Here is a 25,173-nt window from a genome sequence, read left to right as displayed (position 1 = left end):
TGAAATATTATTCGCTTTTTCTCATCTTGGCCAAGGATTAGGGTATGAAAAAACCAAGACGGGAACCGCAGCAATGACCAAGTCCTATTTCCACGATCACCTTGCAGCACGCGATCCGCTGATCTTCAACGCGCTTGAAAATGAAAAGAAACGTCAGCAAGGGCAGATTGAACTCATCGCGTCGGAAAACTCTGTAAGCCTTGCGTCGCTTGACGCCCTTGGGTCAGTTATTACAAACAAGACCGTCGAAGGCTACCCAGGTAAACGCTTCCACGGCGGAGCCGATTTCGCTGATGTTGTCGAACAAGCAGCCATTGACCGTGCGAAAGAACTGTTTGGTTGTGGATACGTGAATGTTCAGCCCCACTCGGGCACTCAAGCAAACCAAGCTGTTTTCTTCGCCCTGCTGCAACCAGGTGACGTAGTCCTGAGCCTGGATCTCGCTGCTGGTGGTCACCTTAGCCATGGCGCCAAACCAAACCAGTCCGGCCGTTGGTTCAGCATTGTTTCCTATGGTGTTGATCGCGAAACTGGCCGTATTGACTACGACAATGTCGAAGCGCTGGCCTTGGAACACAAGCCGAAACTGATCATCTCGGGGGGCTCGTCTTATCCGCGAGAAATCGACTTCCCGCGCATGCGTGAGATTGCAGACAAAGTCGGAGCTACCTACTTGGTGGACATGGCCCACTTTGCTGGCCTCGTAGCCGCCGGCGTTCACCCTTCTCCGATTCCGCATGCCGACATCGTCACCTGCACTACTACTAAAACCCTACGCGGTGCCCGTGGCGGTCTGGTAATGACCAACCGCGAAGATCTATTCAAGAAGCTGCAGCCAGCTGTATTCCCAGGTGTACAGGGCAGCGCACACCTGGCCACTATCGCTGGTAAAGCTGTCTGCCTGGGCGAGGCGCTGACTGATGAGTTCAAGACCTACGGCGCAAATGTCAAAGCAAATGCCCGTCTCCTGGCGGAGGTTCTTCAAAAGCGCGGCGTGCGCATCGTCAGTGGTGGCACGGATACTCATGTTGTTCTGGTAGACGTTTCGTCGAAAGGATTGACAGGCCAAGAGTCCCAAGACGCTCTCTCGGCGATCAATATCACTTCGAACAAGAATCCGATTCCGTTCGACAGTGCAAAACCTTCGGAATGGAAAGGTCTTCGACTGGGTTCGTCTGCCGGTACTACCCGGGGCTTCGGCGCGAAAGAATTCGAAGTCATAGGCAACCTGATCGCTGACATCTTCGACGCTCAAGCAGGCGCCGAGGCTGCCCTTGAAGAGGTTATCGCGAAGAGCCGCGCAACTGTGGCAAAGCTGGTTGCTGAATTCCCAATCTATGCCTGAGGAAATTTGGCGGGCATGAATCCATCGCTCGCCGATCTCTCAATGCAGTAGGAAAATGAAAAATGAGCGTTCAACTCCCCAACGACCCAGCACGTGACGATGTACTCGCTGGACGCCCCGCGCTTTGGCTGAACCCGGCCCTCAAGGCAAACGGCATCGCTGATCCAGCTCTGCCGATCCGAGCCTCCCAAGTCAAAGACGCCGAACAGAACTGGAAACTGTTGGCACCGCTGCTGCAGACCTGCTTCCCTGAGCTAACTGAGTCGAAAGGACTGATTCAGTCCAAGCTGATTGAAGCCACGAGCCTGCGGAAAGCAGTTGGATATGAGGCTGCCGAATATGGTCGCGTATTCGTCAAGGCTGACGGCGACTTGCCTGTTGCCGGTTCTATCAAGGCCCGAGGCGGCGTCTACGAAGTGTTCATGTACGCCAAGCAAATGGCAGAGAAGCGCGGAGTTCTTACGCCTGGTGGCGACATCACTGTTCTTGCAAGTACGCAGGCGCGAGCACTTTTCGCACAGCACACCATCGCTGTGGGCAGTACCGGCAACCTAGGCCTGAGCGTGGGCATCGCCGCACGCGCGCTAGGATTCCGAGCCGTGGTTCACATGTCGTCCGATGCCAAACAGTGGAAAGTCGAACGCTTGACTCGTCTTGGCGTTGAAGTGGTTCAGCATACAGCCGATTACACTACCGCGGTTGAATGTGCCCGTATCGACGCCGAAGGCGATCCAAGCATCTACTTTGTGGATGACGAACGCTCTGAAATGCTGTTTTTCGGCTACAGCGCAGCGGCAAGCGAGCTCGCGGCCCAATTGGATGCAGCAGGTGTAACCGTAGATGAAGAGCATCCTCTTTTCATCTATCTACCGTGCGGTATCGGTGGCGCTCCAGGTGGCGCAGCCTATGGCTTGAAGGCAATCTTCGGTGATGCCGCACACGCATTCTTTGTTGAGCCTGTCCAGTCGCCGTGCGCACTGGTGCACATGATGAGTGGTTCCAAAGAGCTGGTATCTGTCTACGACGTTGGGCTGACCAACCGTACAGAAGCTGACGGGATGGCAGTAGCGCGCATGTCGGCATTCGTTGCGGATGTAATGAAGCCCATGCTGTCCGGTGTCTTTACTGTGGCTGATGACGACTTATTTCGCTGGCTCTGGATGGCTGAGACGACTCAGTCCATACGTCTCGAACCCTCGGCAACCGCAGGATTCGCAGGGCCTGAGTTCATTACCAAAAGTAAGCAGGGACTTGCATACCAGGAAGCCCAGGGTCTGAAGGGAAAACTTGCCCAAGCTACTCACGTTATCTGGACGACCGGTGGCGCCTTTGTTCCCGAAGACCAGTTCAAACAGTTTATGGAGCGTGGCGCGTCCTTAGTCAACGTTGATTAAGGCGTTTGTGCCAGGGTATGAACTTCATACTCCATTCACTCTAACTTGCGTCAAAAAACTATAACCACGCCAGTTTTTTTGATGTTGAGGTAAAGCTTCATGAATAAACCATTCCTGGCTGACCGTATCGACGGAAAAGGCTATGCCGCTGACTTGGTTGAGAAACTTACGGACGACGTCGCGAAAATTAAATCGAGAACCGGCCTAACGCCCGGTTTGGCAGTTGTCCTTGTGGGTGAGGATCCGGCCAGCGGTGTATATGTAAGTGCTAAACACCGGCAAACTCTTGCAATTGGCATGGAGTCATTTGTATACCGACTTCCAGTCGAAACGACTCAGAACGAGTTGATGGCGCTGCTTGAAAAGCTAAATGCTGCTTCGGAAGTAAATGGCATTTTGGTGCAACTTCCCCTGCCTGCACACCTGAACACAAATGCCGTTATTAACGCCATTGATCCGGACAAAGACGTTGACGGCTTCCACATCTTGAACGCAGGCCGTCTCGCGACCGGTCAAGATGCCTTGGTCCCGTGCACTCCCCTCGGTTGTTTGATGATGCTCAAAGATCGACTCGGCAGTCTCGCAGGGCTAAATGCTGTGGTGGTGGGTAAATCCAACATTGTCGGCAAGCCCATGGCACAGCTCCTGATGGCTGAAAACTGCACCGTCACCGTGGCGCATTCGAAAACCCAAGACGTACCCGCGCTCTGCCGCACGGCAGACATCCTGGTTGTAGCTGTAGGCCGCCCAGAGATGGTGAAGGGTGACTGGATCAAACCAGGCGCGGTCGTTATCGATGTCGGTATCAACCGAATTGATCGCGACGGGCGTTCCCGGATTGTGGGGGATGTTGCATTTGACGAAGCAGGACATGCCTCGGCAATTACCCCAGTTCCAGGTGGCGTCGGCCCAATGACTATCGCGTGCCTGCTGGCCAATACCGTTACAGCATTCAAGCGTCAGCACCACATTGTTACCAACCAGGCAGCAGTTGCCGTTTAAGGTGATCTCAGATGAACAAAGCTAAAAATAACGTACTTCGTGTTACCTGTCCTTCGATCCGGGGCGTAACCGCTGATATTACTGCTTTCTTGTCTGGGCATGGTTGCAATATTCGTGACAGCGCCCAATTTGACGATGAGAGCACCAATCACTACTTCATGCGCATCACCTTCCGTTCTGAGGAAGGTTGCTCGCTGCAGGATCTCGAAAGAGAATTCCAACCACTTGTAGAGAAATACAAGATGGATTATGAATTCTTTGATGAGCGTACCAAACGCAAAGTCATTTTGATGGTGTCGCGTTTCGGCCATTGCTTGAACGACCTGCTCTATCGCTGGAGCATCGGTGCCCTGCCAATCGACATCGTTGGCGTGATCTCAAACCACTTGGACTTCCAAAAAATAGTAGAAGGCCATGGCATTCCTTATCACCTCATCAAGGTAACCAAGGAAAACAAAGCAGAGGCTGAAGCGGAGCAAATGCGCATCGTTCGCCAAACCGGCGCAGAGCTCATCGTTCTAGCTCGCTACATGCAGATCCTCTCTGATGAAATGTGCCAACAGATGTCGGGCCGGATCATCAATATCCACCACTCGTTCCTGCCATCTTTCAAAGGTGGTAGCCCATACAAGCAGGCTTTTGATCGTGGTGTGAAACTGATTGGTGCAACCTCACACTTCGTCACAGCTGACTTGGATGAAGGCCCCATCATCGAGCAGGATATCGTTCGCATTACTCACGCTCAGAGCCCAGAAGATTACGTATCTTTGGGGCGTGATGTTGAAAGCCAGGTGCTGGCGCGCGCGATTCATGCCTATGTGCATGGCCGGGTTTTTCTAAACGACACTAAGACGATTGTGTTTCCGCCTTCGCCAGATTCGTATTCGTCTGAGACGATCGGCTGATGCGCGTGCTTCGGCCAACATCCAGCCCATAAAGTTTCGGACATTTGGCCAAATTTTTAATACGAAGGCGCCCCCTTGGGAGTTTTTCTGAGGGGGCGCACTCATGTGAAAATCTGATCAGCTTCAAATCGAATACCATGAAAACAATTTAAAGCTTCGGCACTTTAATTGTCATTCCGCTAAACGCTGCGCTAATAAAAACAAGGTGCGAGGCATACCAATGCAAGAATCTACATGGCTGTTAGGGGTACTGTTTGCGTCGATCGCTTTAATTATTATTTTGATTATGAAAGTCAGGCTTCATGCCTTCATAGCACTCGTGATCGCTTGCTTCGTGGTCGGGTTTGGTGCGGGGATGCCTATTCCAAAAATCATTAGTACACTTGAATCAGGCATCGGCGGAACACTGGGCTTCCTAATTGCGATAATAGGCCTTGGAGGCATCCTTGGTAAAATTCTGGAAGAGTCCGGTGGCGCTGAACGACTCGCTAAAACTTTACTCGATAATTTAGGTTCCAAACGAGCCCATTGGGTAATGGCTATTGTTGGGGCCATCGCAGGCATCCCAGTGTTTTTCGAAGTCGGCTTTGTTCTTTTGATTCCACTTGTCTATGTCGTAGCGCGGGAAACAAAGATAAATACCTTGTTTTTGGGGATACCTCTCGCCATTTCCTTGATGACCATCCATTGCATTCTTCCCCCGCACCCAGCTGCGATGGCTATTACTGTGATGATGGGCGCTGACGTTGGGAGTGTGATCATCTACGGACTTTTGGTGGGTATTCCGACAATCATTGTTGCAGGGCCTATTTGGGTAAACCTTTACTGCGGCCGAGAAGCCTCAGCGAGTCAGCAAGTATTCCTGAAAGTTCAAGGAGAAAGTGTTGGGGCGGCGCGAACCCTACCAGGGTTCGGGATTACACTACTGACCATTGGCCTACCCCTCATCCTCATGGTTCTTAAAACAGCCACCGCAAGCCTCCCTGATGGTACGTGGCTAAAGTTGGCCGCACAGTTCGTTGGAAACCCTTTAATCGCTCTCATGATTTCTGTGGGCTTTGCCTACTGGTCGCTTGGCTTACGTCAACGTCGCACCATGGTCGAGCTATTAGAACTCACTCAGCGTAGCTTTCCAGCCTTAGCCAATATCATCTTTGTTATCGGCGCGGGCGGTGCATTCAATGCTGTTCTGATCGAAAGTGGGGTGGGTAAAGCTATCTCGGGGCTTCTCGCAGGATCTGATATTAATTTAATTGTTCTTGCCTGGTTTGTTGCGTGGTTGATGCACTTTGCAGTGGGTTCAGCAACCGTAGCAATGGTGAGCGCTGCCGGCATGATCCATCCAATGCTAGCCGCCGACCCTCACCTGAAGCCCGAGATCCTTGTAATTGCCATCGGAGCCGGTTCCATCGGCTGGGCACATGTCACCGACTCGGCTTTCTGGGTCGTGAAGGAGTACCTGAATGTATCTCTTTCGGACGCCTTGAAAAAGTTCACAGGCGGGACAGTAGTGGCATCAATCGTCGCTCTTCTAGCGACTCTATTACTGAATTACACCCTCGGTTGAAATCATACTGAAGGTCATGCCAATGAAGGCATCACTACTATCGCCTATTTGATGTCACAGGGAGTGAAGTCATCAAATAGGTTTCAGATCAACGAGTCAGGCCCCATGACTAACCACAGAATTTATCTCGGCCTGGGCAGCAATGTTGAGCGTGAAAGACACATTGAAATCGCTCTCACAATGCTGGAAGAGCATCTGGAAAATATCCGTTGCTCGCCCGTTTACGAAAGCATCTCCCTAGACGGAGACCACCCGCCTTTTTACAACCTGGTAATGTCTGCGACCACTGATCTCAACATTCGCGAGCTCGTCGCATGGATCAAAGGAATCGAGCATCTCCATGGTCGAAGGAGCGGGATGCAGCGGTTGATCACTCTCGATATTGATCTACTCCTCTTTGATGGCCTGTCTGGCGACTTTGAAGGTATCCAGCTGCCTAGAGCCGACATTCTGACCCGCTCATTCGTGCTCTACCCTCTGCAATTTCTTGCACCTAAGCTGCATCCACCTGGGTGTGAAGTCTCCTTGGCAGAGCTATGGCTAAAGCTCAGACCGGGCCCAGAACTGATACCTGTTCGCTACCCGTTCGGTATTCCTCCCTTCCAGCTCGTCGGATCGACTCTTCCCACTGGCCAAAGTAAATCAAAACAACTGTCTGCCAATCTTTACTGAGCCTAGCGTTCACCACGCTGTTAATGCTCGTGGGCGTGCTGTTGCTTTTCATCATTCCAGAAGTGATGACGGCATTCACCATTGTCTCTACTGTATCGGCAATCCTCGTGATCTTTACGTGGTCGACCATTCTCACCTCGTATATTGCGTTGATGGTCATGCCAGGGTGGTTCATATGGTTGGCAATCGCTTACCAGTTGACCTGTTCCAGAAAGCCTAAAACCGCTGCTGGATCTGCCAGCCAATACAGTTGAGCTGGTAGGGAGCACCGTAAACCTCAACTCATCCTTGATAGCTTAAGGCCATCTGTTGATAATCACGCCTTCTAAAAAAGCACATAAGGATTTGCTGTGAAGAAGCTCTACTTGGCTCTACCGTTCTGCGCGTTGCTGCTACAAGGCTGTGGTGTAACCATGACTCGCTATGAACCCAATTTTCAGAACGTTCAGCAGCTCAAGCAAAATGCACCCATGCAGCCCTTGCGCGAGACGCAGGTGAATGCGGATTCAGGGCAAGGGTCGCTGATGGTGCGCCTGAACCCGATTTCGTCGCCAGAGGGTAGCGTTCCACTGCACATCCAGGCAGCGATCAACGATGAGCTTCGTCAGGCGGGTCTGTTGGACCCTCGTGCAGACCGGCAGTTGCAGGTTCAGTTGGTCAAGAGCCAGCTCACAGCAGGCATGAGCAACGGCCATGGCGAGGTGGCTGCACGCTTCACGCTGCGTAAGGGTGATCAGGTTTTATACGAAACCACTAAAGATGTGCAGCGTGATTGGGACAGTAGTTTCTTCGGTCCGATCGCCATTCCGGCTGCCGCGAACAACTACAACCCGATGGTTCAAGACCTGCTCAAGAGCTTGTACAGCGACCCACAGTTCACTCAAGCGTTGAAGTGATCAAAAAAAAGAGCCGCGATTGCGGCTCTTTTTCTATCGGTGTCAGCCCCGTGGAATGCGGGTATCGACAGCGGAGTATTTTATGCGGTTGTTGTCGACCCAGTTCTTCAACAGCGCATTGACCTGCCGGTTGAAGGTGTCGGTGATGGCAGCCTTGGGCGTATTACTTGCCAGGGGCAGGAACCAGATGCCCATCCAGGTGTTTATCGCATCATGATTGCTGGTCTTGCCCAACGGCTGACCCTGCTCGTCCAGGGTTTCCAGGCTCATGGTGTACTGGTCGGTCGCCAACGCAGGAATGATCGTGAACGTGAAGCCACTGATGAACGCCAGGACCATTTGCCCGCCGCCTGGTGCATGGTTATAGACCTTCAATCGAAGGCTGTAGTCGCCTGGTTGCTTCTGGAATTCGTCAAATACCACGCGCCCAAAAAGCCCTGACTCATCGAAGGTTCGCTTCAGATCGGGCTTGAGCATGTCGCGAGCCTGCGGTACCTCGGTGGCCTTGGCATTGTCGGGATCGCCCTGATAGAAATCGAAATCGACATAGACGTTCGGCTTGTTCGAGTAGCTGGCCATCGAAGGCAGATTCACGGGGGCTACTTCATCTTTGGTGAAACTGGCACATCCACTCAGGCTCAAGGCCAAGGCAAGGCCTATGGCTTTTGCAAATTGCATATCGACATCCTTGCGTGATTTTACTAATGCCGCTCATAAAGAGGGGGATGGATTCTAGCGGGATCCGCTTAAAAGCAAAAGGCCATCATTTAGCGGCCTACACTCATTTCCTCGTTCTTGAACAAGCTGGCTTAACCCAGCACCCTCCTCCCCTAACGCCGGTCGCCATTTGGACTTGCGGATTTGGATCATGGGCTCTCGTACCTGGCGTCCACAGGCGAAAGAGCTCCCTCATGCATCTGTAGGATGGCGATCCTCTTTGAACCCGCCGATACTCGCCCCAGGCCCTGCCCCACGTCAAAACGACGTTTCGGCCCTCAATGACTTCGTGACGAAAACAATAAAAATGTCGCACAGAGGTACATACAAATGAGCCGTCATGATCATGGTCACGCCCGTCTCCTCGAGGCCTTCAGCGCAATGACACTGGAGCTTCAGCGCCTGGCGCAGGACAAAGACATCGAGCATTTCCACGAAGCAGCGCTGAGCTGCATCAGCCAGCTGCTGCCCTTCGACAGCGCCTGGTGGGGCCGCGGAGCATTGATTGACGGGTTACCCGAAGAGCACAGCTCTTATCTCCACAAACTGCCCCGTAGTTATCTGTCGGACTGGCAGTCGATTCGTCATATCGACGTGACCGTCGCCAGGGCTCACGATGTTCCTGGGCAAGCGGTCATTGTCGACATGCGTAACCCTGCCAGCGGCCCCGGGCTCAACTGGCTCGGTGAGACCTACGGCATTGGCGAATTGCTGTGCGTGGTGTACATCGACCCGCAAACCCATCTCAGCGATCACCTCGCGCTCTATCGCGCGACCGACGCGGCACGCTTTACCGAGCAAGACTGCCTGCTGTTGAACAACCTCATGCTGCACCTGGTGGCGGCGGTGTCCGCCAATCAGATTCGCACGCTGGTAGCCATGCGCGAGGCCCTCACCCACCCACGCAATCTCGCTCTAGCCGTGTGCGACCGACGCGGCACCCTGCATTGCGCAGAACGAGGCTTCGTCGACTTGCTGTTGAGCGAATGGCCGGACTGGACCGGTCCTTGCCTGCCGGTGGCGATGGACGCCGACGGGTATGAAGGCAAGCACTTGCAGGTCGAGGCCTCGACGGTCGGTGATCTGTTCCTGCTGGCCGCCCGCAGCCGCACGGTGCTGATGCAACTGAGTCCAAGGGAAAACGCCGTGGCCCAAGGCTTCGGCGAAGGCAAGACCTATAAGGAAGTCGCCCGCGACCTGGGCATGTCCCCCAATACCGTGCGCCACCACATCCGCGCTATCTACAGCAAGCTCGGGGTCAAGGACAAAGCCCGTATCGCCCATCTGCTGCACGCCCCACCTGACTGATCCGCACCGCTGACTCGCGCTGACTTTTTCGCTGTCGTTTTGACGGCCACGGGACACCTTTGCCCTTTTTTTGCCCCTCTGCCACCTACGGGCGAGCCATTCGCCAAACAACAACTCAAAGAAGAGACGCAATACCCATGACCACCACTTTCACACGCAATACAGCGCTGGCCCTGATCGGCGGCTTGTCGAGCCTGCACGCCAGTGCCGCCGACCTCAACGCCCGGGATTTTTTCGGCGCGCCTTCAGGCACCAACCTGGGTGTGCTTTATCTGCCGGCAAGTCGCGCTGACGACTTCCACGGCCCGGCTGACAGCACCGGCAAGGCCGACCTGAAGGTCAACGCCATGGCCTACCGCCAAGTATTTTTCACCGACATCTGCGGCACTCTATGCACGCCACAGTTCATCGTGCCCTTCGCCGACATCAACGCGCGCCTGCCGGGTGCCAGCCAGCACACAGGGGAAAGCGGCTTTGGCGACCCTCAGGTCGGCGGCACACTGTTCTTCATCAATGACCCTGCCTCACGCACTTACAGCGGATTGCTGACGCTGATTACCCTGCCGATTGGCGAGTACCACAACGACAATCCAGATGTATCACCCGGCGCCAATCGCTGGGGGGCCACCTTCGTTTACAACTACACCCAGGGCATCGGCGAAAAATGGGTGTTGGAAGCCAACCTCGAAGCCCAGCTCTACGGCAAGAACGACGACTACTTTGGCAGCGATCTGAAACAGGACCCGTTGTATCGCCTGCAAGCCTTCGCCTCCTACGACTTTACGCCAAGCACCTATGGTGCGTTGCGGCTGATCCACGCCGATGGCGGCGAACTGCGGATCAACGACCAGCGCATCGATGACACCCACAAGCGCTACACCCAAATAGGCTTTGAAGTCGGCCACTGGCTGGATAAACAGAACCAAGTGATGTTCGGCCTTTCGCAGAACGTTGCCACCGATAACGGCTATCACGGCACTGACGCACTGCTGCGTCTGGTCCATGTGTTCTGAATCCATTCATCGGAGTTTGACCATGAACACCCAGACCAAACCGCTGACCACTCCCCGCTCCCTCGCATCCTCGCGACTGGCATTGCTGGCAGCCATCGTGCTGTTCGCCGCCATCACCCCGACCATTCTCATGACCGCACCGGCCATCGCGGCGCAACTGGCGAGTCAATGGCAGTTGAGCCCGTCACAGATCGGCGATCTGTTCTCTACTGAACTCGGCGCCATGAGCCTGGCCACCCTGCCCGCTCTGTGGTGGCTGAAACGTACCGACTGGCGTCGCGCCGCATTGCTGGCCGGTGTTGTGTTCATTGCAGCAAACCTTCTATCAGGGCTTGCTGCCGACTACTCGATACTCCTGGCATTGCGCTTTTGCAGTGCCCTGGCGGGCGGTTCGTTGATGATCATCTGCCTGTCCAGCGCCGCTTCAACAGCCAATCCCGGCCGAGTCTATGGGTTATGGGTGCTGGGGCAACTGGTCGTCGGGGCGATCGGTTTGAGCATCCTGCCTCGACTCTTTGAACACTTCGGGCTATCAGCGTGCTACGTGATCCTCGCAGGGTTGATGGCGGTCTTTTTGCCATTGGCGCGCTATTTTCCCCAAGGCTCCCCGTCGGCTGAAACAACCGCCGAGCACGTCGCCATCGCCTCGCTGTGGAAACGCGCACTGGGCATTTTGGGGGTCTTGAGTTTCTACATTTGCCTGGGCGGTGTGTGGACCTTTATCGGCTCCATCGCCACCCAGGCAGGTATCTCCGCCGAGTCCAGTGGCAAGGTACTGGCGCTCGCCACGGTGATGGGCATTGTCGGAGCGGGCTGTGCCTCTCTGATCGGCGACCGACTGCCACGCTTGCTGCTGTTACTGCTGGGTTACGCGCTGATGGCCGGCTCAGTGCTGTTACTGCGGGGCCAACCCGAAATGATGCGTTTTGCCGTGGCAGCGCTGCTGTTCAAGTTCACCTGGACCTTCATTCTACCGTTGATCCTGGCCTGCCTGGCCGACCTTGACCGCTCCGGAAAACTGATGAACGCCTCCAACCTGGTGATCGGCGCTGGCCTGGCTATCGGCCCGACGGTGGCGGGCCGGGTGATCGAAGCCAGCGGCGGCTTTCAATCGCTGCTGATTGGCGGGACGTGCATCACTCTGCTGTCCCTGGCGTTGATGCTCAGCAGCCGCCCAAACGCATGAATGGCCTTATTACCCTAAAGAAAATGGAAAGACGATGAGCCGAAAAAGTGCATTTTTCTTCGACGAACTCAGCCTCTGGCATAGTGCCGGGCTGCACGCCTTGACCTTGCCGGTGGGAGGATGGGTGCAACCACCGGCCGCCGCGGGCCACGCTGAATCGCCGGAAACCAAACGCCGTCTGAAGAGCCTGCTGGATGTCTCCGGCCTGACCCGCTATTTGCAGGTACGCAGCGCCAACGCGGCAACCGATGAAGATCTGCTGCGAGTTCATACACCCGATTACCTGCAACGCTTCAAGGCGATGAGCGATGCCGGGGGCGGTGAGTTGGGGCCGCACGCGCCCATCGGGCCTGGTAGTTATGAAATAGCCACGCTCTCTGCCGGGTTGGCCATCGCCGCGGTCGATGCCGTTCTCGTTGGGGAAGTCGATAACGCGTACGCACTGTCGCGCCCGCCGGGCCATCACTGCCTCGCCGACAACGCCATGGGCTTTTGCTTCCTGGCCAACATTGCCATCGCCATTGAAGCTGCAAAAGCCCGCCGTAGCCTGGGCAACGTCGCGGTGATCGACTGGGACGTGCACCACGGCAACGGCACACAATCCATCTTCGAAGAGCGTGGTGACGTGCTGACCATTTCACTGCACCAAGATGGCTGTTTCCCCGCAGGTTACAGCGGTGAAGCTGATCGCGGCCGCGGCGCCGGGTTGGGCGCGAATATCAATATTCCGTTGCCGCCCGGCAGTGGTCATGAGGCTTACTTGTACGCGATGGAACGCATCGTGATACCGGCGCTAGAGCGCTTCGAGCCTGCGTTGATTATTGTCGCCTGCGGTTACGACGCCAACGCTGTCGATCCGCTGGCTCGCATGCTGTTGCACAGCGACTCGTTCCGGCAAATGACCAGCCTTGTGCGCAAAGCCGCTGAACGTCTGTGCCAGGGCCGTCTCGTTCTGGTCCACGAAGGTGGGTATTCCGAAGCGTATGTGCCGTTTTGCGGGCTGGCGACCCTTGAGGAGCTGGCGGGCGTGAGGACTGCAGTCACAGATCCCATGTTGGAATTTGTACAGTTACAGCAACCTAAGGAAGCGCTTGCGGCGTTTCAGCGGCACTTGATCGATGAGTTGGCCGAAGCGCGCCAGGCCTAAAAGCTGACAATATGGGGGCAGTTCCACGGCCCGAGCGTGACGCAGAATCCGATGCCACGATAGGCATCGGATTTTTGTTTTCGGCTTCACGGTTCCAGACCGGACGATGCATGAGGACACTCAAATCAAGCATGGCCAGCATGGACGATACTTCGGAGCTACCTTACACGCTCCCAGACGATGTGAATCTTCGCCCCATCCGGGCGCCGGAAATCTTCCACCATCCGGTCGCCGTCGACCTTCAGTTGCAAGTCATCCTGGGTACGCACAGCGCCCACCCAGTTTGGAAACGTAGCCCCTTCGACGGTGTTGCCCGTGAACTCGCCATTGGGGTTAACGGTATATCGTCCGAAGAACCCGATGCTACCGCAGCATGGCTGCGCGGTTTTCCTCATCGGTGCCTTCGCCACGCACGTTGGATCGAAACGCCGGCACACGCGGATCTGTGAGCACTTCAATAAACGTCAACTCTGGGGTGAAAACGAGCCAGCCATGAGGATTGGGTCCATAAGCATCCGAGCTACTGCCCTGGCGCTCAACCGTTGCGCTGATCATGCGCCAGGTGCCGACCAACGAATTTTCCTTGCCCGCAAAAGCTGTGGAGAAAACCGAAAAGGCAATGACCGCACCGACTGCCAGTACCCTGCTTTTTAAAGTCATCCGTATCACCTCTCACTGTAAGGACGCGATGGAGAATAAAAATCTTCATGCCCTGGCCGAGATAATTGCCAGGCGTAGCTCCCGCGAAGCGGCATCATCGGCCTGCCGTCCCAATTGCCAGCCCAAGTAACCCCACAGCAACGCGCAACACGCGCCAATCATCGCGGCCAGGCCGGCGCCCTGCCCCAGCATGTCAAGCAGGCTCTTGGCCCAACCGCTCATGGCGTCACCGGCGCGATAAACCACGGTGTCGATGAAGTTCTTGGCCTTGTATTTACTCTCGGCATCCAAGGGCGCGAACAGCATTTCCCTGCCCGGTCGGACGAACGCGTACTCGCCGATTCGTCGCACGATCATCAACATCGTCAGCAGCGCAAACCCGGGCGCCAACGCCAGGCCCAGGAAGCCGATGGACATGAGCAGTGGCACGATGGCCAGCAACGCACGCACCCCCAGCTTCGGTGCGATGCGGCCGGTGATGAACAGCTGGGACAGCAACGCACCGGCCTGCACGATGATGTCGATGGTGCCAAAGATGCGAACTTGCGATTCGCGATCCGGATAGTGCTCGGCCACCAGGCGCGCCTGCTCGAAATAAAGAAAGGTGCTGACGGTCGCCAATAGCACCACGAACCCGGCGATCCCCAGCAGGTAAGGTGACCTGAGCACGGTCGTCAAACCGCTGAACGGGTTGCCGCGCAATGGCTGCCGAGTACTTTGCGTCGGCGCGGCGCCGGGGCGGCCAGCCCCACCCTCTTCGCGCCATCTCATCAGTGCCCGTTTCAAGACAAGCGTGGCACCGAGCAACAAGGCTGCCAGCAGCATCAGCCCAGAAGCGCCGAGGGTATCGATGAGCAGCGCGCTCAGGGCCGGCCCCAGCAGACCGCCTATGCTGGCGCCGGCAGCGATGAAGGCAAATAAACGCTTGGCCTGCTCGCTGTCGAATACATCCGCCATCAAGCTCCAGGCCACGGACACGACGAACAGGTTATAAACCGAGATCCAGACATAAAAGACCCGGGCCAGCCAGACGCTGTCCGGCTGGAACTGGAAGAACTCGACGAACATCAGCAGGTTGATGCCGAAGAAGCCGTACACCCAGTCGATGAGACGCAAGCGCGGCACCCGGGAACCGAGCCAGGCAAACAGCGGAACCGCCGCCAGCATGACCAGGAAGGTCGCGGTGAACAGCCATTGCAGATTCTCCACGCCCGCCGCGATGCCCATCGATTCACGGATCGGGCGCAGCATGAAGTAACCGGTAAAGAGGCACAGGAACAGCAGGAATCCGTACAGCGCCGGACGCAGCTCATCGTCGCGAGCGTTAAGGGCGAGGCTCAGCCGGTGCAGATAGGAAGGCGTACTCATGGGAACTCCGGGAAGACGGCAACAGGCCAGAGGGTGGGCACGGGACGAACACCCGCGCCCACGGTTGCATCAGGGGTAGGTAACGCCGGTAAGCCGTTCGGAGACCGTCCAAAGCCGATCGGAATCCGCCTCCCTGGTCGCTGTAGCAGGCGTTTTGGCGAAGCCCAGCGGGCCGCGTTTTTCCTGATCTCCGGTCGGGCCGTAATAGGCGCCGCCGACGGCCTGCGCAGCGGTGGCGGCATACAGCGTGGGCAACGCCCCTTGTGCCGCTGAGTGGTAGGCGTCGCGATCCTGGGCCCAGCGCTGGCCGAATTCACTGTTGAGGCCGGGGCCGCGTTCGACCAACTCGGTTACGGCAACGCCGGGGTGCGCGGCGATGCTACGAATGCCCCAGTTTTCGGCATCGCTGCGCCGCTGCAGCGCGAACGCCCAATGCAGGATGGCCAGTTTCGATTGCGCGTATGCCTGATAGGGGTCGTATTTCTGCTCGGCCTGCAAATCGTCAAAGTTCATCGCGCCGCGAGTGGCGGCAATGCTTGAAAGGCTCACCACGCGGGCGTCCTGGCTTTGACGCAGGAGTGGCACCAACAGGCCGGTCAGCGCGTAGTGCCCCAGGTAATTGGTTGCTAACTGAAGTTCGAAACCATCTGCTGATGTACCTCGTTCGGACGGCGCCATGATGGCGGCATTGTTGATCAACACGTCGAGGCGCGGCAGCCTCTGATTAAGACGTTGGGCCAGGTCGCGCACGGACGAAAGGTTGGCCAGGTCCACGGCCTCGAACTGCACCTTGGCATCGGGCACCGACTGTTGAATGCGTGCAATGGCCTGCGCCCCGCGCTCTGGATTGCGAGCGGCGATAATCACCTGCGCGCCGGCACGCGCCAGTGCCAGCGCATCCTCATAACCCATGCCGCTGGTGCCACCGGTGATCAGGGCGATCCGGCCCTTCTGCGACGGTATGTCGTTGGTCGACCAGTCGGGTTTCGGTGCGACACGAGCCGACGCTTCGATACTTACGGCACTGAGCAGCGCGACACCGGCGACAAGTGCTCGGCCCAGCCTCTTCAGCGGGTTTATGGTGTTCAGAAGGCCGATTGCGGAGATTGTTGTGTTCCACATGGTTGAATCCTCTATTTGAATAATGAACCAACACGGTGGGCGCTCACTGGATGGAGCACGCCTCAGCCTGTTGCAGATAGCTGACTTGGCGAATTTCCCCTTGCGTATCCACATAGGTCATTTTTGCCCGCACAACCTCACACACTTGCGAGCTCGGGACCTCGATGCGAATGGCGTGGGCGATGTCCAGCGGCATGCCATATTCGTAAGCCGGTGGTTCCGTGTTTTCTTTGGCAAACAGAGGCGAACCGCTCAACGTGATGACGGCCAGCAGACTGGCGATCGACAGGTTTTGGATATTCATGATGGACTCCACGACTGCCTTTACCGGGATGGTCGTAGCACTCTAGGAGGGGGACACTGACGTCAAGGTGACTGCTGACTGACAGGAAGATGTCAAACGCCGATGCTGGGGAAACACCGGCGTTCGTCAAGACGCAACAGCCCTCAACCGGGGCCTGCGACTAGTGCGCCGCTTGGTTCGTCAGGGAAAATCCGAAGGTATTGAGCCCATCCTTGCTGTGGGCAAACACTCGTCCACCGTGCATGGACGCCACGGCCCGCACAATGGAAAGCCCCAAGCCATGGTGCGCGTCGCTCCGGGCCCTGGCGGCGTCGGCGCGATAGAAGCGTTCGAATAAACGCTCCAGATGCACGTTGTCGATCGGTTCTCCCGCATTGGAAACGCTCACCTCGGCCTGCATGCCATGGCTTTCCAGGCGGACGATGATGACGCTCTGCGGCACCGCGTATCGCGCCGCGTTCTGTATCAGATTGGCGAGGGAGCGGTGAAACAGGCGTCGGTCGATGCATACGCGCATGTCGCCTTCGATCTCCACGCTCAGCTGTTTGTCGTGCAAGACAGGCTCAAGGTATTCCACCGTCTTCGACGCCTCTTCATAAAGCGAGACATCACTGAGCTCGGTTGCCCGCTGCCCACTCTCGGCGCCCGCCAGGAACAGCATGTCATTGACGATGGTGCCCATCCGTTCCAGTTCTTCGAGGTTGGACTGCAACAGATCCTGAAGCTCATTCACGTCCCGCCCGTGGGCCAACGCAACCTGGGTCTGCCCGATCAGATTGGTCAGCGGCGTGCGCAGCTCGTGGGCCACATTGGCATTGAACCCTTCGAGCTGGCACCAGGCTGCTTCCTGGCGAGCCAAGGCGCCGTTGAACGACACCGCCAACTCCTGCAATTCGCTTGGCAGCGCCTCGGTGTCCAGTCGCTGCTTCGAATCCCCCGGCGGCAGGCTGTTGGCCTGGCGGCTCAGGCGCCTGACCGGCCCCAGGCCAAAACGTGCGATCCAGTAACCTAGCAATGCAACCAGCACAACGCCCAGCGCCGAAATCAGGATCAACGTCTTGGTGAATTGGTCCAAGGTCTTCATGAACGGCGTTGAGTCGAGCCCCACGATAAAGCGCAACTCCGGCCGGCTGCCCATGGCGGCGATGGTCTTGACCAGCAGGACCATGGGACGATGCCGGTCAGCTATCTCGACCGTGGAGAATCCATCCGGGCGCTTCGACCAATCCTGGCCGTCCGGCATGGCCCCGCCATAACTGTAGGCCGGGTCGTCAACCAGGACCCAATAACGCACCCGCTCGTCCGCGGGCGTCAGGCCATCCAGCTTCTCACGCAAGCCGACCCAGAACGCCGGTGAATCGTATTTTGCGAGCACCGGGTCGAGTACGGAATGACGCAGGATCAGCTCGTTCTGCATCTGATCTTCGAGCGACTGCTTCAAGGAACAGCGCAACAGCGTCGCACTGACCGCGGTGATCAGCATGACCGAAAGCGCAAACATCAGGCCGAGCCGCCTGGATATCGATCCTTTCATCAGGGCGTACCGTTTTGCCTGCCATCGGCTTCGCGGCTTTCCAGTACATAGCCCATGCCACGGACGGTATGCAGCAGCTTGCGAGGATAAGGTGCATCCACTTTGGCTCGCACACGCTTGATCGCAACCTCGACCACGTTGGCGTCACTGTCGAAATTCATGTCCCAGACCTGCTCGGCGATCATCAATTTGGGAAGAATCTCGCCCTGATGCCGCGCCAGCAGGCTCAACAGACAGAACTCCTTGGCCGTCAGGTCCAGCCGCAACCCGGCCCGGGTAACCTTGCGCGCTTGCAGGTCGACCTCAAGGTCATCGATGCGCAAGTGCGTCGGGTCGGCCGTGTCATCGGCGAGACGCCGGATCAATGCCTGGATGCGCGCGACCAGTTCGGCAAATGAAAAAGGTTTGGCCAGGTAATCATCGGCGCCCTCTCGCAGCCCACGGACGCGATCATCCACCGTGCCCCTTGCCGACAACATGATGACCGGGGTTTTCTTGTACAGGCGCAAGCCCTGCAGCACGCCGTAGCCGTCCTTGCCCGGCAACATGACATCCAGGATAACGACGTCATAATCCATTTCCAGCGCGTAGTGCAGGCCATCGATGCCATTAGTCGCGACATCAACGATGTAGCCAAGCTCGCTCAAGCCACGGTGCACATAAGAGGACGTCTTTTCTTCGTCCTCGACGATGAGCAAACGCATTAGGTAACTCCTCCGTAGAATCGGCGCGGGTCGAGACAGACTTCATCCATCTCTCAAGGATCCTGGACAGGCTGTGTGCACCATTTTCCAGACTACAGAACAAAGGTGTCCTGAACCTGACCGCTTCCTGACATTCTTGTCAGAATTGACCGGCGTCTGAACCCGTCGCAGTACTGCGCAACGCAAACCCCGCAGCCGCTGGCGGTACTCTCCAGGAGTGACTTGCGCGTAGCGCTGGAAAAACCGACTGAAATGGGCCAGGTCTAGCGTACAACTCGCTTCTTCGCGCACGAGGCTCACTTGGCTCGACAGATTCACATCTGTCCATCATGGGGCTGCGCCAGATGCTGTCGAGGCCGCATATTCCACTCTGAGTCAGATCAAACCCAGGCTCAGCGCCTTGAGTGTGGCCGCTGCGCGAGTGGTGCATTGCAGCTTGCGGAACATGCTTTCGACGTGAGTGCGCACCGTACTCGGACTGATGCCAAGCTGACGTGCCACTTCCTTGTTGCTGCCTCCCTCACTGATACAGCGCAAGATTTGGGCCTCACGCTCGGAGAGCGGGCTGCTGCTTGTTCTGGAGGCGGCCATGGCGTGGCTGCCCTCCTCGCTCAAGCTGGGTTCGCGCGGATGCAGGTTGCGCAATGCCTGTAAGGTCAATGTTGCAACCTGCAGCCGATAGTGGATCTGTTCTGAGTCCCCTTCGAAGCCGCGGATGTAACCGCGGCCATCGAGCCGCTCATAAGACTGAACCGCCCCCTGAGCTGCCAACGAACGTCCAACAGGCCGGCCGCAGGCAGGCGACGTCCAATGAGGCACCCCCGCTCTCTTTTCAAAACCGTCGTCTGGAAGTGCTCCAGGAATGCGCCAGACATGATGAGCGGCCATGGCATGGCTCTCGGCATTGCTTGAAAGGCAACTAAAACCGTTCAGGTCCATCATGCTCAGCTCCTGGTTATTTTATTCAATCTTGTTTGCAGGTCCGTCGCTTAATCTTAAGTAGATTTACTAAAAAGCGCGTTGCATCTTTTCGATCAAAATCAAAATAATATTTCTTCGCTAGTCGGATAAGTTATTTTTGTTTCGAATAAATGATATGTCGCGCAATAAACAACTATCGGCGAATTGCGCTTGGTCTCAAATCAACCTTAGTGTCAGAGCTTTGAGGGTCGCAGCCGCACGGGTGGTGCATTGAAGTTTACGAAACACGCTTTCCACATGGGTACGGACCGTGCTCGGACTGATGCCCAGTTGGCGCGCCACTTCCTTGTTGCTTCCCCCTGCGCTGATGCGCCGTAGAATTTCGGTTTCACGCTCCGAAAGCAGGCCACCGCCAGGCTTGCAGGCGGTCATCGTTGTGTCCCCGCGCGCCGCCGCGATGACCGCCTGACAGGCGCGTCGGTCAAAGCGTCCCTGGTCCGACTCGTCCAGCAACAAGCGGGCGGCATCGTCATGACTGAAGGCCGGTCGCCACGGTCGCTCGCTCAGCAACGCTTGCCAAGCCAGGGCTGCGGCAAGCAAGAGGTGTTCGCTTTGCAGCGCGTTACCGCTGAGACTGCGAAAGTAACCACTGCCATCCAGTCGCTCGTACGCGTGAGCCGCTATCTGCCCCGACACTGCCAGCGCCGGTATCTGGCCGCAGGCCCGCGACGTCCAGTAAGGCACCAACCGCACTTGCTCAAGATCGCCCTCCAATAACGCTCCCGCAATGTTCCAGACTCGATTGGGCACTGCCGCGCGGCCAATGCCATGGATGAGCGCCGCTTGGCCGAGATGGTCAACGGCCGATGCCGACAGGCCGGAAAGCCTGGCGGCCTCGCGCACCAGTTCTGAGGAGCAGCGCGAATATCCCGACAGCCACGGGAGCTTGAGGTCGATCACATCGCCGACCAGGGTCAGCGGCACCTGTGCGGTGGTTTCCCGTGGATCAACAGACTGTGGCGTCCGCAGTTGATCCAACCAGCCCTCAGCGTGTTTCAACATTTCGCTGGCGAGCGCTGCTGGATAACGTCGGTCACGCTTGCTGCTGATCCACTGTAATGCCACCTCCAGACCGTGACTGCGGGACAGAATTTCCAGATCCCCTGCCAGCAACACCTGATAAACCACCTCAGGCACCTGCGGATGACGCAGGCCGAACGGCCTCCCCTCCCCGTCGTATTGCTCGAACACATGACGCAGCCCGTGTTCGACTTCGCTTCTCAAGCCCAATGTATGGGCGATATCACCGGACACCTCGCAATGAATCTGTGCCAGCGGCGTGGACCTGCGCATCGCTCGCTGGCCCGCCGCACTGAGGGTATGCGTCAGCATCGCGTTGCGGCCCTCGACGTCATCGCCCAGCAGTCGGGTGAAACCCTGCGCATTGGCGGTGCACCCTGACCAGCGCAGCAAGGCCACCTGGCGTCCGATCTCGGTGTGCTCGCCAGCACCGTTGCACGCCTGCGCGAGCATTTGCACCAAGCGGGCGGTGCGGCGCGACTGATCGAACGGCTGGCCCATGCTCAGGTCACCCACCATGGACAACGCCAGGATCGCGTCTTCCAATTCGATACAGTCACCTGCCGACATGTCGTTTCCTCCGGGCATCCGCTTGAACATTATTGATGGCCTCGGATAAATGACCGATACCTCAGCCGCCGAGTATCGCTGAAACTGCGCTCACCCCATACAGGAGATCGCATCATGTTCAAACCCAAGGCCCTTGCCCTCACACTCGCCATGACCTGCTCATTGTTCGGTGGCGCGGCCCATGCCGCGGCGCAGCAACCTTCTGTCGTCATCGTCCATGGCGCTTTCGCCGACGGGTCCGACTGGGGCAAGGTCGTCCCGCTGCTGCAGGCGGAAGGCATCAAGGTCACCGTGGTACAAAATCCGCTGACCTCGCTGGCTGACGATGTCGCCGCCACGCAGCGTGTACTGAACAACCAGGAGAACGACGTCGTATTGGTCGGCCATTCCTGGGGCGGTACCGTCATCAGCGAGGCTGGCACCGACAAGAAAGTACGCAGCCTGGTGTACGTCGCCGCGTTCGCTCCGGATGCCGGTCAAGCCAGTAAAGACCTGGGCAAGGACTACCCTGCTCCGTCCGGCGTGAAAGACATCGCCGCCGACAAAAACGGTTTCTTGTACATGACCGCCGAGGGCATGGCCACCGGTTTTGCCCAGGACCTTTCCGCACAGCAAACCGCGGTAATGGCGGCGACGCAAGGGCCGATCCGCGCCTCGGCATTCGATGACAAAACCAGCGCCGCCGCCTGGAAAGGCAAGCCATCCTGGTACGTCGTGGCCAAGGAAGACCGGATGATCCAGCCTGATCTGCAGCGGGCTTTCGCCAAGAAGATCGGTGCCAAGGTCACCGAAATCGACGCCAGCCACGTGCCGCAACAATCGCGCCCGGCCGATGTTGCAAAAGTCATCATCCAGGCTGTTCAGAAGAGCCAGTAACCTCTGGCCCCTTCTGCGCTGAGGTCGAGGGAAGTGCGCTGTACCTGGAATGTTTGCCACCGCGCGTCATAGCGCGAACGGTAGTCGAACAGCCAGCCGCAACGTACCTCCCTGCCCCAGCGAAACTCACCGCATGTATGCCTCTGCAACGGGCTTGCCGCTTTATTTCGAATGGCTGACGGTCGCTCACCCCCTCAATCAACTCATGAACCTGGCGAACGATAACACTCCGCCCAAGGAGATCCGCCCATGCCTATGAATCCCGAGCTTAAAAAACATCATTTCGACTTTATCGTCTGTGGAGCGGGCACCGCCGGCTCCGTCGTGGCCGGACGACTGGCCGAAAATCCCGAGGTCGAGGTATTGCTCATCGAGGCCGGAGGCAGCGATGAACACCCTCACGTGCTGGAGCCCGGGAACTGGCCCCTGAACCTTGGTACCGAGCGCGATTGGAACTTTGTAGGTGCTGCTAACCCTCATCTGAACGACAGGAAAATCCCGCTGAACATGGGCCGCGGATTGGGCGGTGGGTCCAGCATCAATGTCATGTTGTGGGCTCGCGGCCATAAAAACGATTGGGAAGATTTTGCCGCGCAAAGTGGCGATCCTGCGTGGAGCTATGCGTCGGTCCTGAAGATTTATCAACGCGTGGAAGACTATCAGGGCTCCTGCGATCCAGTCCGTCGCGGCAAGGGCGGACCGGTTCATGTCGCGCCTGTGCGAGACGCCCAGCCGATTGCGAGCGCCATGATCAGTGCGGCTGCCGGAATGGATATACCGGTTTTTGACAACCCGAATGGCGCCATGATGGAAGGCCGCGGAGGTGTTGCCTTGAACGACCTTATCGTCAAGGATGGCCGGCGTCATTCCATCTACCGCGCATATGTCGCACCGCGCTGTGGCCAGCCCAATCTCACGGTCTTGACTGATACCCTTGTCAGTCGCGTGCTATTCAGGGACCAGCGCGCCATTGGCGTGCAAACCATAAGCAATGGCCAGACCCAGTGCTTTTACGCCAATCACGAAGTCATTCTTTCGCTGGGAGCGGTCAACACGCCTAAGGTCCTGATGCAATCAGGCGTGGGGCCGGAGGAAGAGTTGCAGCGCCATGGCATTGCGCTCGTCCAGCCTCTCCCCGGTGTTGGCGCCAATCATCAAGACCACGTGTCCTTTGCCGTTATTTTCGAATACGCGACTCCACAAACGGTGGGTTACGGCGGCTCCGAGGCGACGCTCTACTGGAGCAGCGAAAGCGCTTTGCATCTCCCGGACATGTTCCACTGCCAGGTCGAATTTCCAGTACCCAGCGCAGAGACCGCCTCACTCGGCGTGCCCGCACATGGCTGGACAATGTTCGCCGGCCTTGCCCACCCGGAAAGTCGCGGACGGGTCAAGCTCAGCGGCCCGAATGTGAGCGATGTCCCCATCATTGAACCCAACACGCTGTCGCATCCGACCGATCTGCGCAACGCGCTGGAAAACATTCGATTTGTCCAGGAACTGGGCGCGCAGGCCCCCTTCAAGGGCTTGGTCAAAGGTGAAAGCCTGCCTGGAAAACTGACCACCCAATCGCTCGAACACTACGCACGCAATGCGGCCGTTACCTACTGGCACCAATGCGGTACGGCAAAAATGGGTCAGGACACGATGTCCGTGGTCGATGGACAGCTGCGGGTCTATGGAGTCCAGGGCCTGCGCATAGCCGATGCCTCCATCATGCCGCATGTGACGAGCGGCAATACGATGGCCCCGTGCGTCGTGATCGGTGAGCGGGCCGTGGAGGCTATACGGACCACTTACGATATATGAGCCTGGTGCATGCGCCCGTGGCTCCGTCCGCGCCAGTCACCCGCTAAGGGCCGCTTCCTGCTGCAAATGGTTGAATGTTGGCGCGGGCCAAATCGATAAACGCCTTGAGCGCTGCCGAAGGGTTGCGCCGGTTCGGGTAATACAGGCACAAGTTTTCTCGCGCTGGCGTCCAATCCTCCAATACCCGCTCAAACTCTCCGGCCTCGATCTCGGCTTGAACGTCCTGCTCCATGAAAAAGCCGAGGGCCACGCCTGTCCCGACTACAGCCTTGGCGATACCGGACTCGTCCAGAGTGAATTGCCCGTTCACATCCAGCCTGATGACCTCCCCGTCGCGCTCCAGATACCACGGAAAAATGGCGCCGTTGGGTAGGCGGACCCGTAGGCAGTGATGTGTAAGTAGATCGGTTGGAGCCCGAGGTCGGCCGTGCACCTCAAAGTACGCTGGCGAGCCCACGATGGCGTAACGTTGCGGCCGGCCCAGCGGGATGACAATCATGTCGCTGGGCACCAGGTTGATAGACCGCACCCCGAGGTCGAATCCGCCATCGACAATGTCCACGAGGCGTCCTTCGGTAACCAGGTCGATATGCACCTTTGGGTAGCGCCGCGAAAACTCCAGCATCAGCGGCATCAGAGTAGAGCGAGCGGCACTCGCGAATGCATTGATGCGCAAGACTCCCGAAGGCCCGACATTGTGAGAGCGCACCGCCTCGAGCGCCGCGCGAACATCCTGTAGCGCTGGCCCGACTTGCTCCATGTACATCCTGCCGGCCTCGGTAAGAGACACACTGCGTGTGGTGCGATTGAAGAGCCGCGTTTCAAGATTCGACTCAACCTTGGCAATGGTATTGCTCAATGCAGTCGTGGAAACACTCAGGTCGATAGCGGCTTGTCGAAACGAGGCCCGGCGCGCCACGGCCGTTACCGCCTCCAACTCATTGAGCCCTACACGAAGATCCGGCATTTGATTGTCCTGTTTATCGGGATTGGCCATTAAGTTTATGTCAGTTGAGCAAACTATCCGGTGAGCGGCAAGATCACGCTGTAATCAATTCACTGCCCGAAGGATC

General features: G+C 57.3%; 23 protein-coding genes and 1 pseudogene. 14 read left to right on the top strand and 10 right to left on the bottom strand.

Features of this window, described 5'->3' with window-relative positions; genetic code table 11:
• Window positions 1-73: 73 nt before the first annotated feature.
• The 8 genes and pseudogenes from glyA to SGN16_RS14615 all read left to right on the top strand — a co-directional run bounded on the left by glyA (window position 74) and on the right by SGN16_RS14615 (window position 7,781).
• A complete protein-coding gene (gene glyA, locus SGN16_RS14650; protein ID WP_335944836.1) occupies window positions 74-1,345 on the top strand; it encodes a serine hydroxymethyltransferase in 1,272 nt (423 codons plus the stop codon).
• A gap of 62 nt (window positions 1,346-1,407) precedes the next feature.
• Window positions 1,408-2,739, top strand: coding sequence for a D-serine ammonia-lyase (locus tag SGN16_RS14645; protein WP_335944835.1), 1,332 nt, complete (start codon window positions 1,408-1,410; stop codon window positions 2,737-2,739).
• A gap of 99 nt (window positions 2,740-2,838) precedes the next feature.
• Window positions 2,839-3,741 (top strand): bifunctional methylenetetrahydrofolate dehydrogenase/methenyltetrahydrofolate cyclohydrolase FolD, encoded by a 903-nt coding sequence (gene folD, locus SGN16_RS14640; protein ID WP_335944834.1) that lies wholly within the window; start codon window positions 2,839-2,841, stop codon window positions 3,739-3,741.
• Between the two features lie 11 nt (window positions 3,742-3,752).
• Window positions 3,753-4,646, top strand: coding sequence for a formyltetrahydrofolate deformylase (purU, locus tag SGN16_RS14635; protein WP_335944833.1), 894 nt, complete (start codon window positions 3,753-3,755; stop codon window positions 4,644-4,646).
• A gap of 220 nt (window positions 4,647-4,866) precedes the next feature.
• A complete protein-coding gene (locus tag SGN16_RS14630; protein ID WP_335944832.1) occupies window positions 4,867-6,213 on the top strand; it encodes a gluconate:H+ symporter in 1,347 nt (448 codons plus the stop codon).
• Between the two features lie 51 nt (window positions 6,214-6,264).
• Complete coding sequence (gene folK, locus SGN16_RS14625; protein WP_335944831.1) at window positions 6,265-6,885, top strand: 2-amino-4-hydroxy-6-hydroxymethyldihydropteridine diphosphokinase; 621 nt, start codon at window positions 6,265-6,267, stop codon at window positions 6,883-6,885.
• Window positions 6,879-7,139: pseudogene (locus SGN16_RS14620) on the top strand (amino acid transporter); the annotation flags it as partial. The gene folK and the pseudogene SGN16_RS14620, both read left to right, overlap by 7 nt.
• Window positions 7,140-7,235: 96 nt before the next feature.
• Window positions 7,236-7,781, top strand: a complete 546-nt coding sequence (locus SGN16_RS14615; protein WP_135845472.1) for a hypothetical protein — start codon at window positions 7,236-7,238, stop codon at window positions 7,779-7,781.
• A 42-nt stretch (window positions 7,782-7,823) separates the two neighbouring features.
• On the opposite strand, the gene SGN16_RS14610 is transcribed toward SGN16_RS14615, so the two are convergent.
• Window positions 7,824-8,459, bottom strand: a complete 636-nt coding sequence (locus tag SGN16_RS14610; RefSeq protein ID WP_210638743.1) for a hypothetical protein — start codon at window positions 8,457-8,459, stop codon at window positions 7,824-7,826.
• 369 nt (window positions 8,460-8,828) lie between these two features.
• On the opposite strand from SGN16_RS14610, the gene SGN16_RS14605 reads away from it, so the two are divergent.
• The 4 genes from SGN16_RS14605 to SGN16_RS14590 all read left to right on the top strand — a co-directional run bounded on the left by SGN16_RS14605 (window position 8,829) and on the right by SGN16_RS14590 (window position 13,152).
• Window positions 8,829-9,806 (top strand): helix-turn-helix transcriptional regulator, encoded by a 978-nt coding sequence (locus tag SGN16_RS14605; RefSeq protein ID WP_210638742.1) that lies wholly within the window; start codon window positions 8,829-8,831, stop codon window positions 9,804-9,806.
• Between the two features lie 137 nt (window positions 9,807-9,943).
• On the top strand, window positions 9,944-10,819 hold the full coding sequence (locus tag SGN16_RS14600; protein ID WP_335944830.1) for a transporter: 876 nt from the start codon (window positions 9,944-9,946) through the stop codon (window positions 10,817-10,819).
• A gap of 22 nt (window positions 10,820-10,841) precedes the next feature.
• On the top strand, window positions 10,842-12,005 hold the full coding sequence (locus tag SGN16_RS14595) for an MFS transporter (protein ID WP_210638740.1): 1,164 nt from the start codon (window positions 10,842-10,844) through the stop codon (window positions 12,003-12,005).
• Between the two features lie 34 nt (window positions 12,006-12,039).
• Window positions 12,040-13,152 carry a class II histone deacetylase gene (locus SGN16_RS14590; RefSeq protein ID WP_335944829.1) on the top strand — a complete coding sequence of 371 codons (1,113 nt, stop codon included), beginning with the start codon at window positions 12,040-12,042 and terminating at the stop codon, window positions 13,150-13,152.
• Window positions 13,153-13,515: 363 nt separating this feature from the next.
• On the opposite strand, the gene SGN16_RS14585 is transcribed toward SGN16_RS14590, so the two are convergent.
• From SGN16_RS14585 to SGN16_RS14550, 8 genes are all read right to left on the bottom strand, one after another.
• Entirely contained in the window at window positions 13,516-13,812 is a 297-nt protein-coding gene (locus SGN16_RS14585) for a lipocalin-like domain-containing protein (RefSeq protein ID WP_335944828.1), read from the bottom strand.
• Between the two features lie 45 nt (window positions 13,813-13,857).
• Window positions 13,858-15,180: an MFS transporter gene (locus SGN16_RS14580; RefSeq protein WP_210638737.1), complete on the bottom strand. Its 1,323-nt coding sequence runs from the start codon at window positions 15,178-15,180 to the stop codon at window positions 13,858-13,860.
• A 69-nt stretch (window positions 15,181-15,249) separates the two neighbouring features.
• Window positions 15,250-16,302, bottom strand: coding sequence for an oxidoreductase (locus SGN16_RS14575; RefSeq protein ID WP_335944827.1), 1,053 nt, complete (start codon window positions 16,300-16,302; stop codon window positions 15,250-15,252).
• Between the two features lie 43 nt (window positions 16,303-16,345).
• On the bottom strand, window positions 16,346-16,606 hold the full coding sequence (locus SGN16_RS14570; RefSeq protein ID WP_335944826.1) for a DUF2790 domain-containing protein: 261 nt from the start codon (window positions 16,604-16,606) through the stop codon (window positions 16,346-16,348).
• Between the two features lie 160 nt (window positions 16,607-16,766).
• Window positions 16,767-18,140, bottom strand: a complete 1,374-nt coding sequence (locus tag SGN16_RS14565) for a heavy metal sensor histidine kinase (RefSeq protein WP_210645278.1) — start codon at window positions 18,138-18,140, stop codon at window positions 16,767-16,769.
• On the bottom strand, window positions 18,140-18,844 hold the full coding sequence (locus tag SGN16_RS14560) for a heavy metal response regulator transcription factor (RefSeq protein ID WP_210638734.1): 705 nt from the start codon (window positions 18,842-18,844) through the stop codon (window positions 18,140-18,142). The genes SGN16_RS14565 and SGN16_RS14560 overlap by 1 nt, the downstream gene beginning before the upstream one ends.
• A gap of 375 nt (window positions 18,845-19,219) precedes the next feature.
• Window positions 19,220-19,786, bottom strand: a complete 567-nt coding sequence (locus SGN16_RS14555; RefSeq protein ID WP_335944825.1) for a response regulator transcription factor — start codon at window positions 19,784-19,786, stop codon at window positions 19,220-19,222.
• A gap of 195 nt (window positions 19,787-19,981) precedes the next feature.
• Complete coding sequence (locus tag SGN16_RS14550; RefSeq protein ID WP_335944824.1) at window positions 19,982-21,415, bottom strand: HD domain-containing phosphohydrolase; 1,434 nt, start codon at window positions 21,413-21,415, stop codon at window positions 19,982-19,984.
• Between the two features lie 114 nt (window positions 21,416-21,529).
• Here SGN16_RS14550 and SGN16_RS14545 point away from each other — a divergent pair, with 114 nt between their 5' ends.
• Together SGN16_RS14545 and SGN16_RS14540 are read left to right on the top strand one after the other, a co-directional pair.
• Window positions 21,530-22,291, top strand: coding sequence for an alpha/beta hydrolase (locus SGN16_RS14545; RefSeq protein WP_210638731.1), 762 nt, complete (start codon window positions 21,530-21,532; stop codon window positions 22,289-22,291).
• 249 nt (window positions 22,292-22,540) lie between these two features.
• On the top strand, window positions 22,541-24,100 hold the full coding sequence (locus SGN16_RS14540; protein ID WP_335944823.1) for a GMC family oxidoreductase N-terminal domain-containing protein: 1,560 nt from the start codon (window positions 22,541-22,543) through the stop codon (window positions 24,098-24,100).
• Between the two features lie 43 nt (window positions 24,101-24,143).
• Here SGN16_RS14540 and SGN16_RS14535 read toward each other — a convergent pair whose 3' ends face one another.
• Window positions 24,144-25,097 (bottom strand): LysR substrate-binding domain-containing protein, encoded by a 954-nt coding sequence (locus SGN16_RS14535; protein ID WP_335944822.1) that lies wholly within the window; start codon window positions 25,095-25,097, stop codon window positions 24,144-24,146.
• Window positions 25,098-25,173: the final 76 nt, after the last annotated feature.

It is taken from the genome of Pseudomonas sp. G166 (assembly GCF_037027455.2).
Lineage (GTDB): Bacteria > Pseudomonadota > Gammaproteobacteria > Pseudomonadales > Pseudomonadaceae > Aquipseudomonas.
This window is presented reverse-complemented; position numbering and strand designations above follow the sequence as displayed.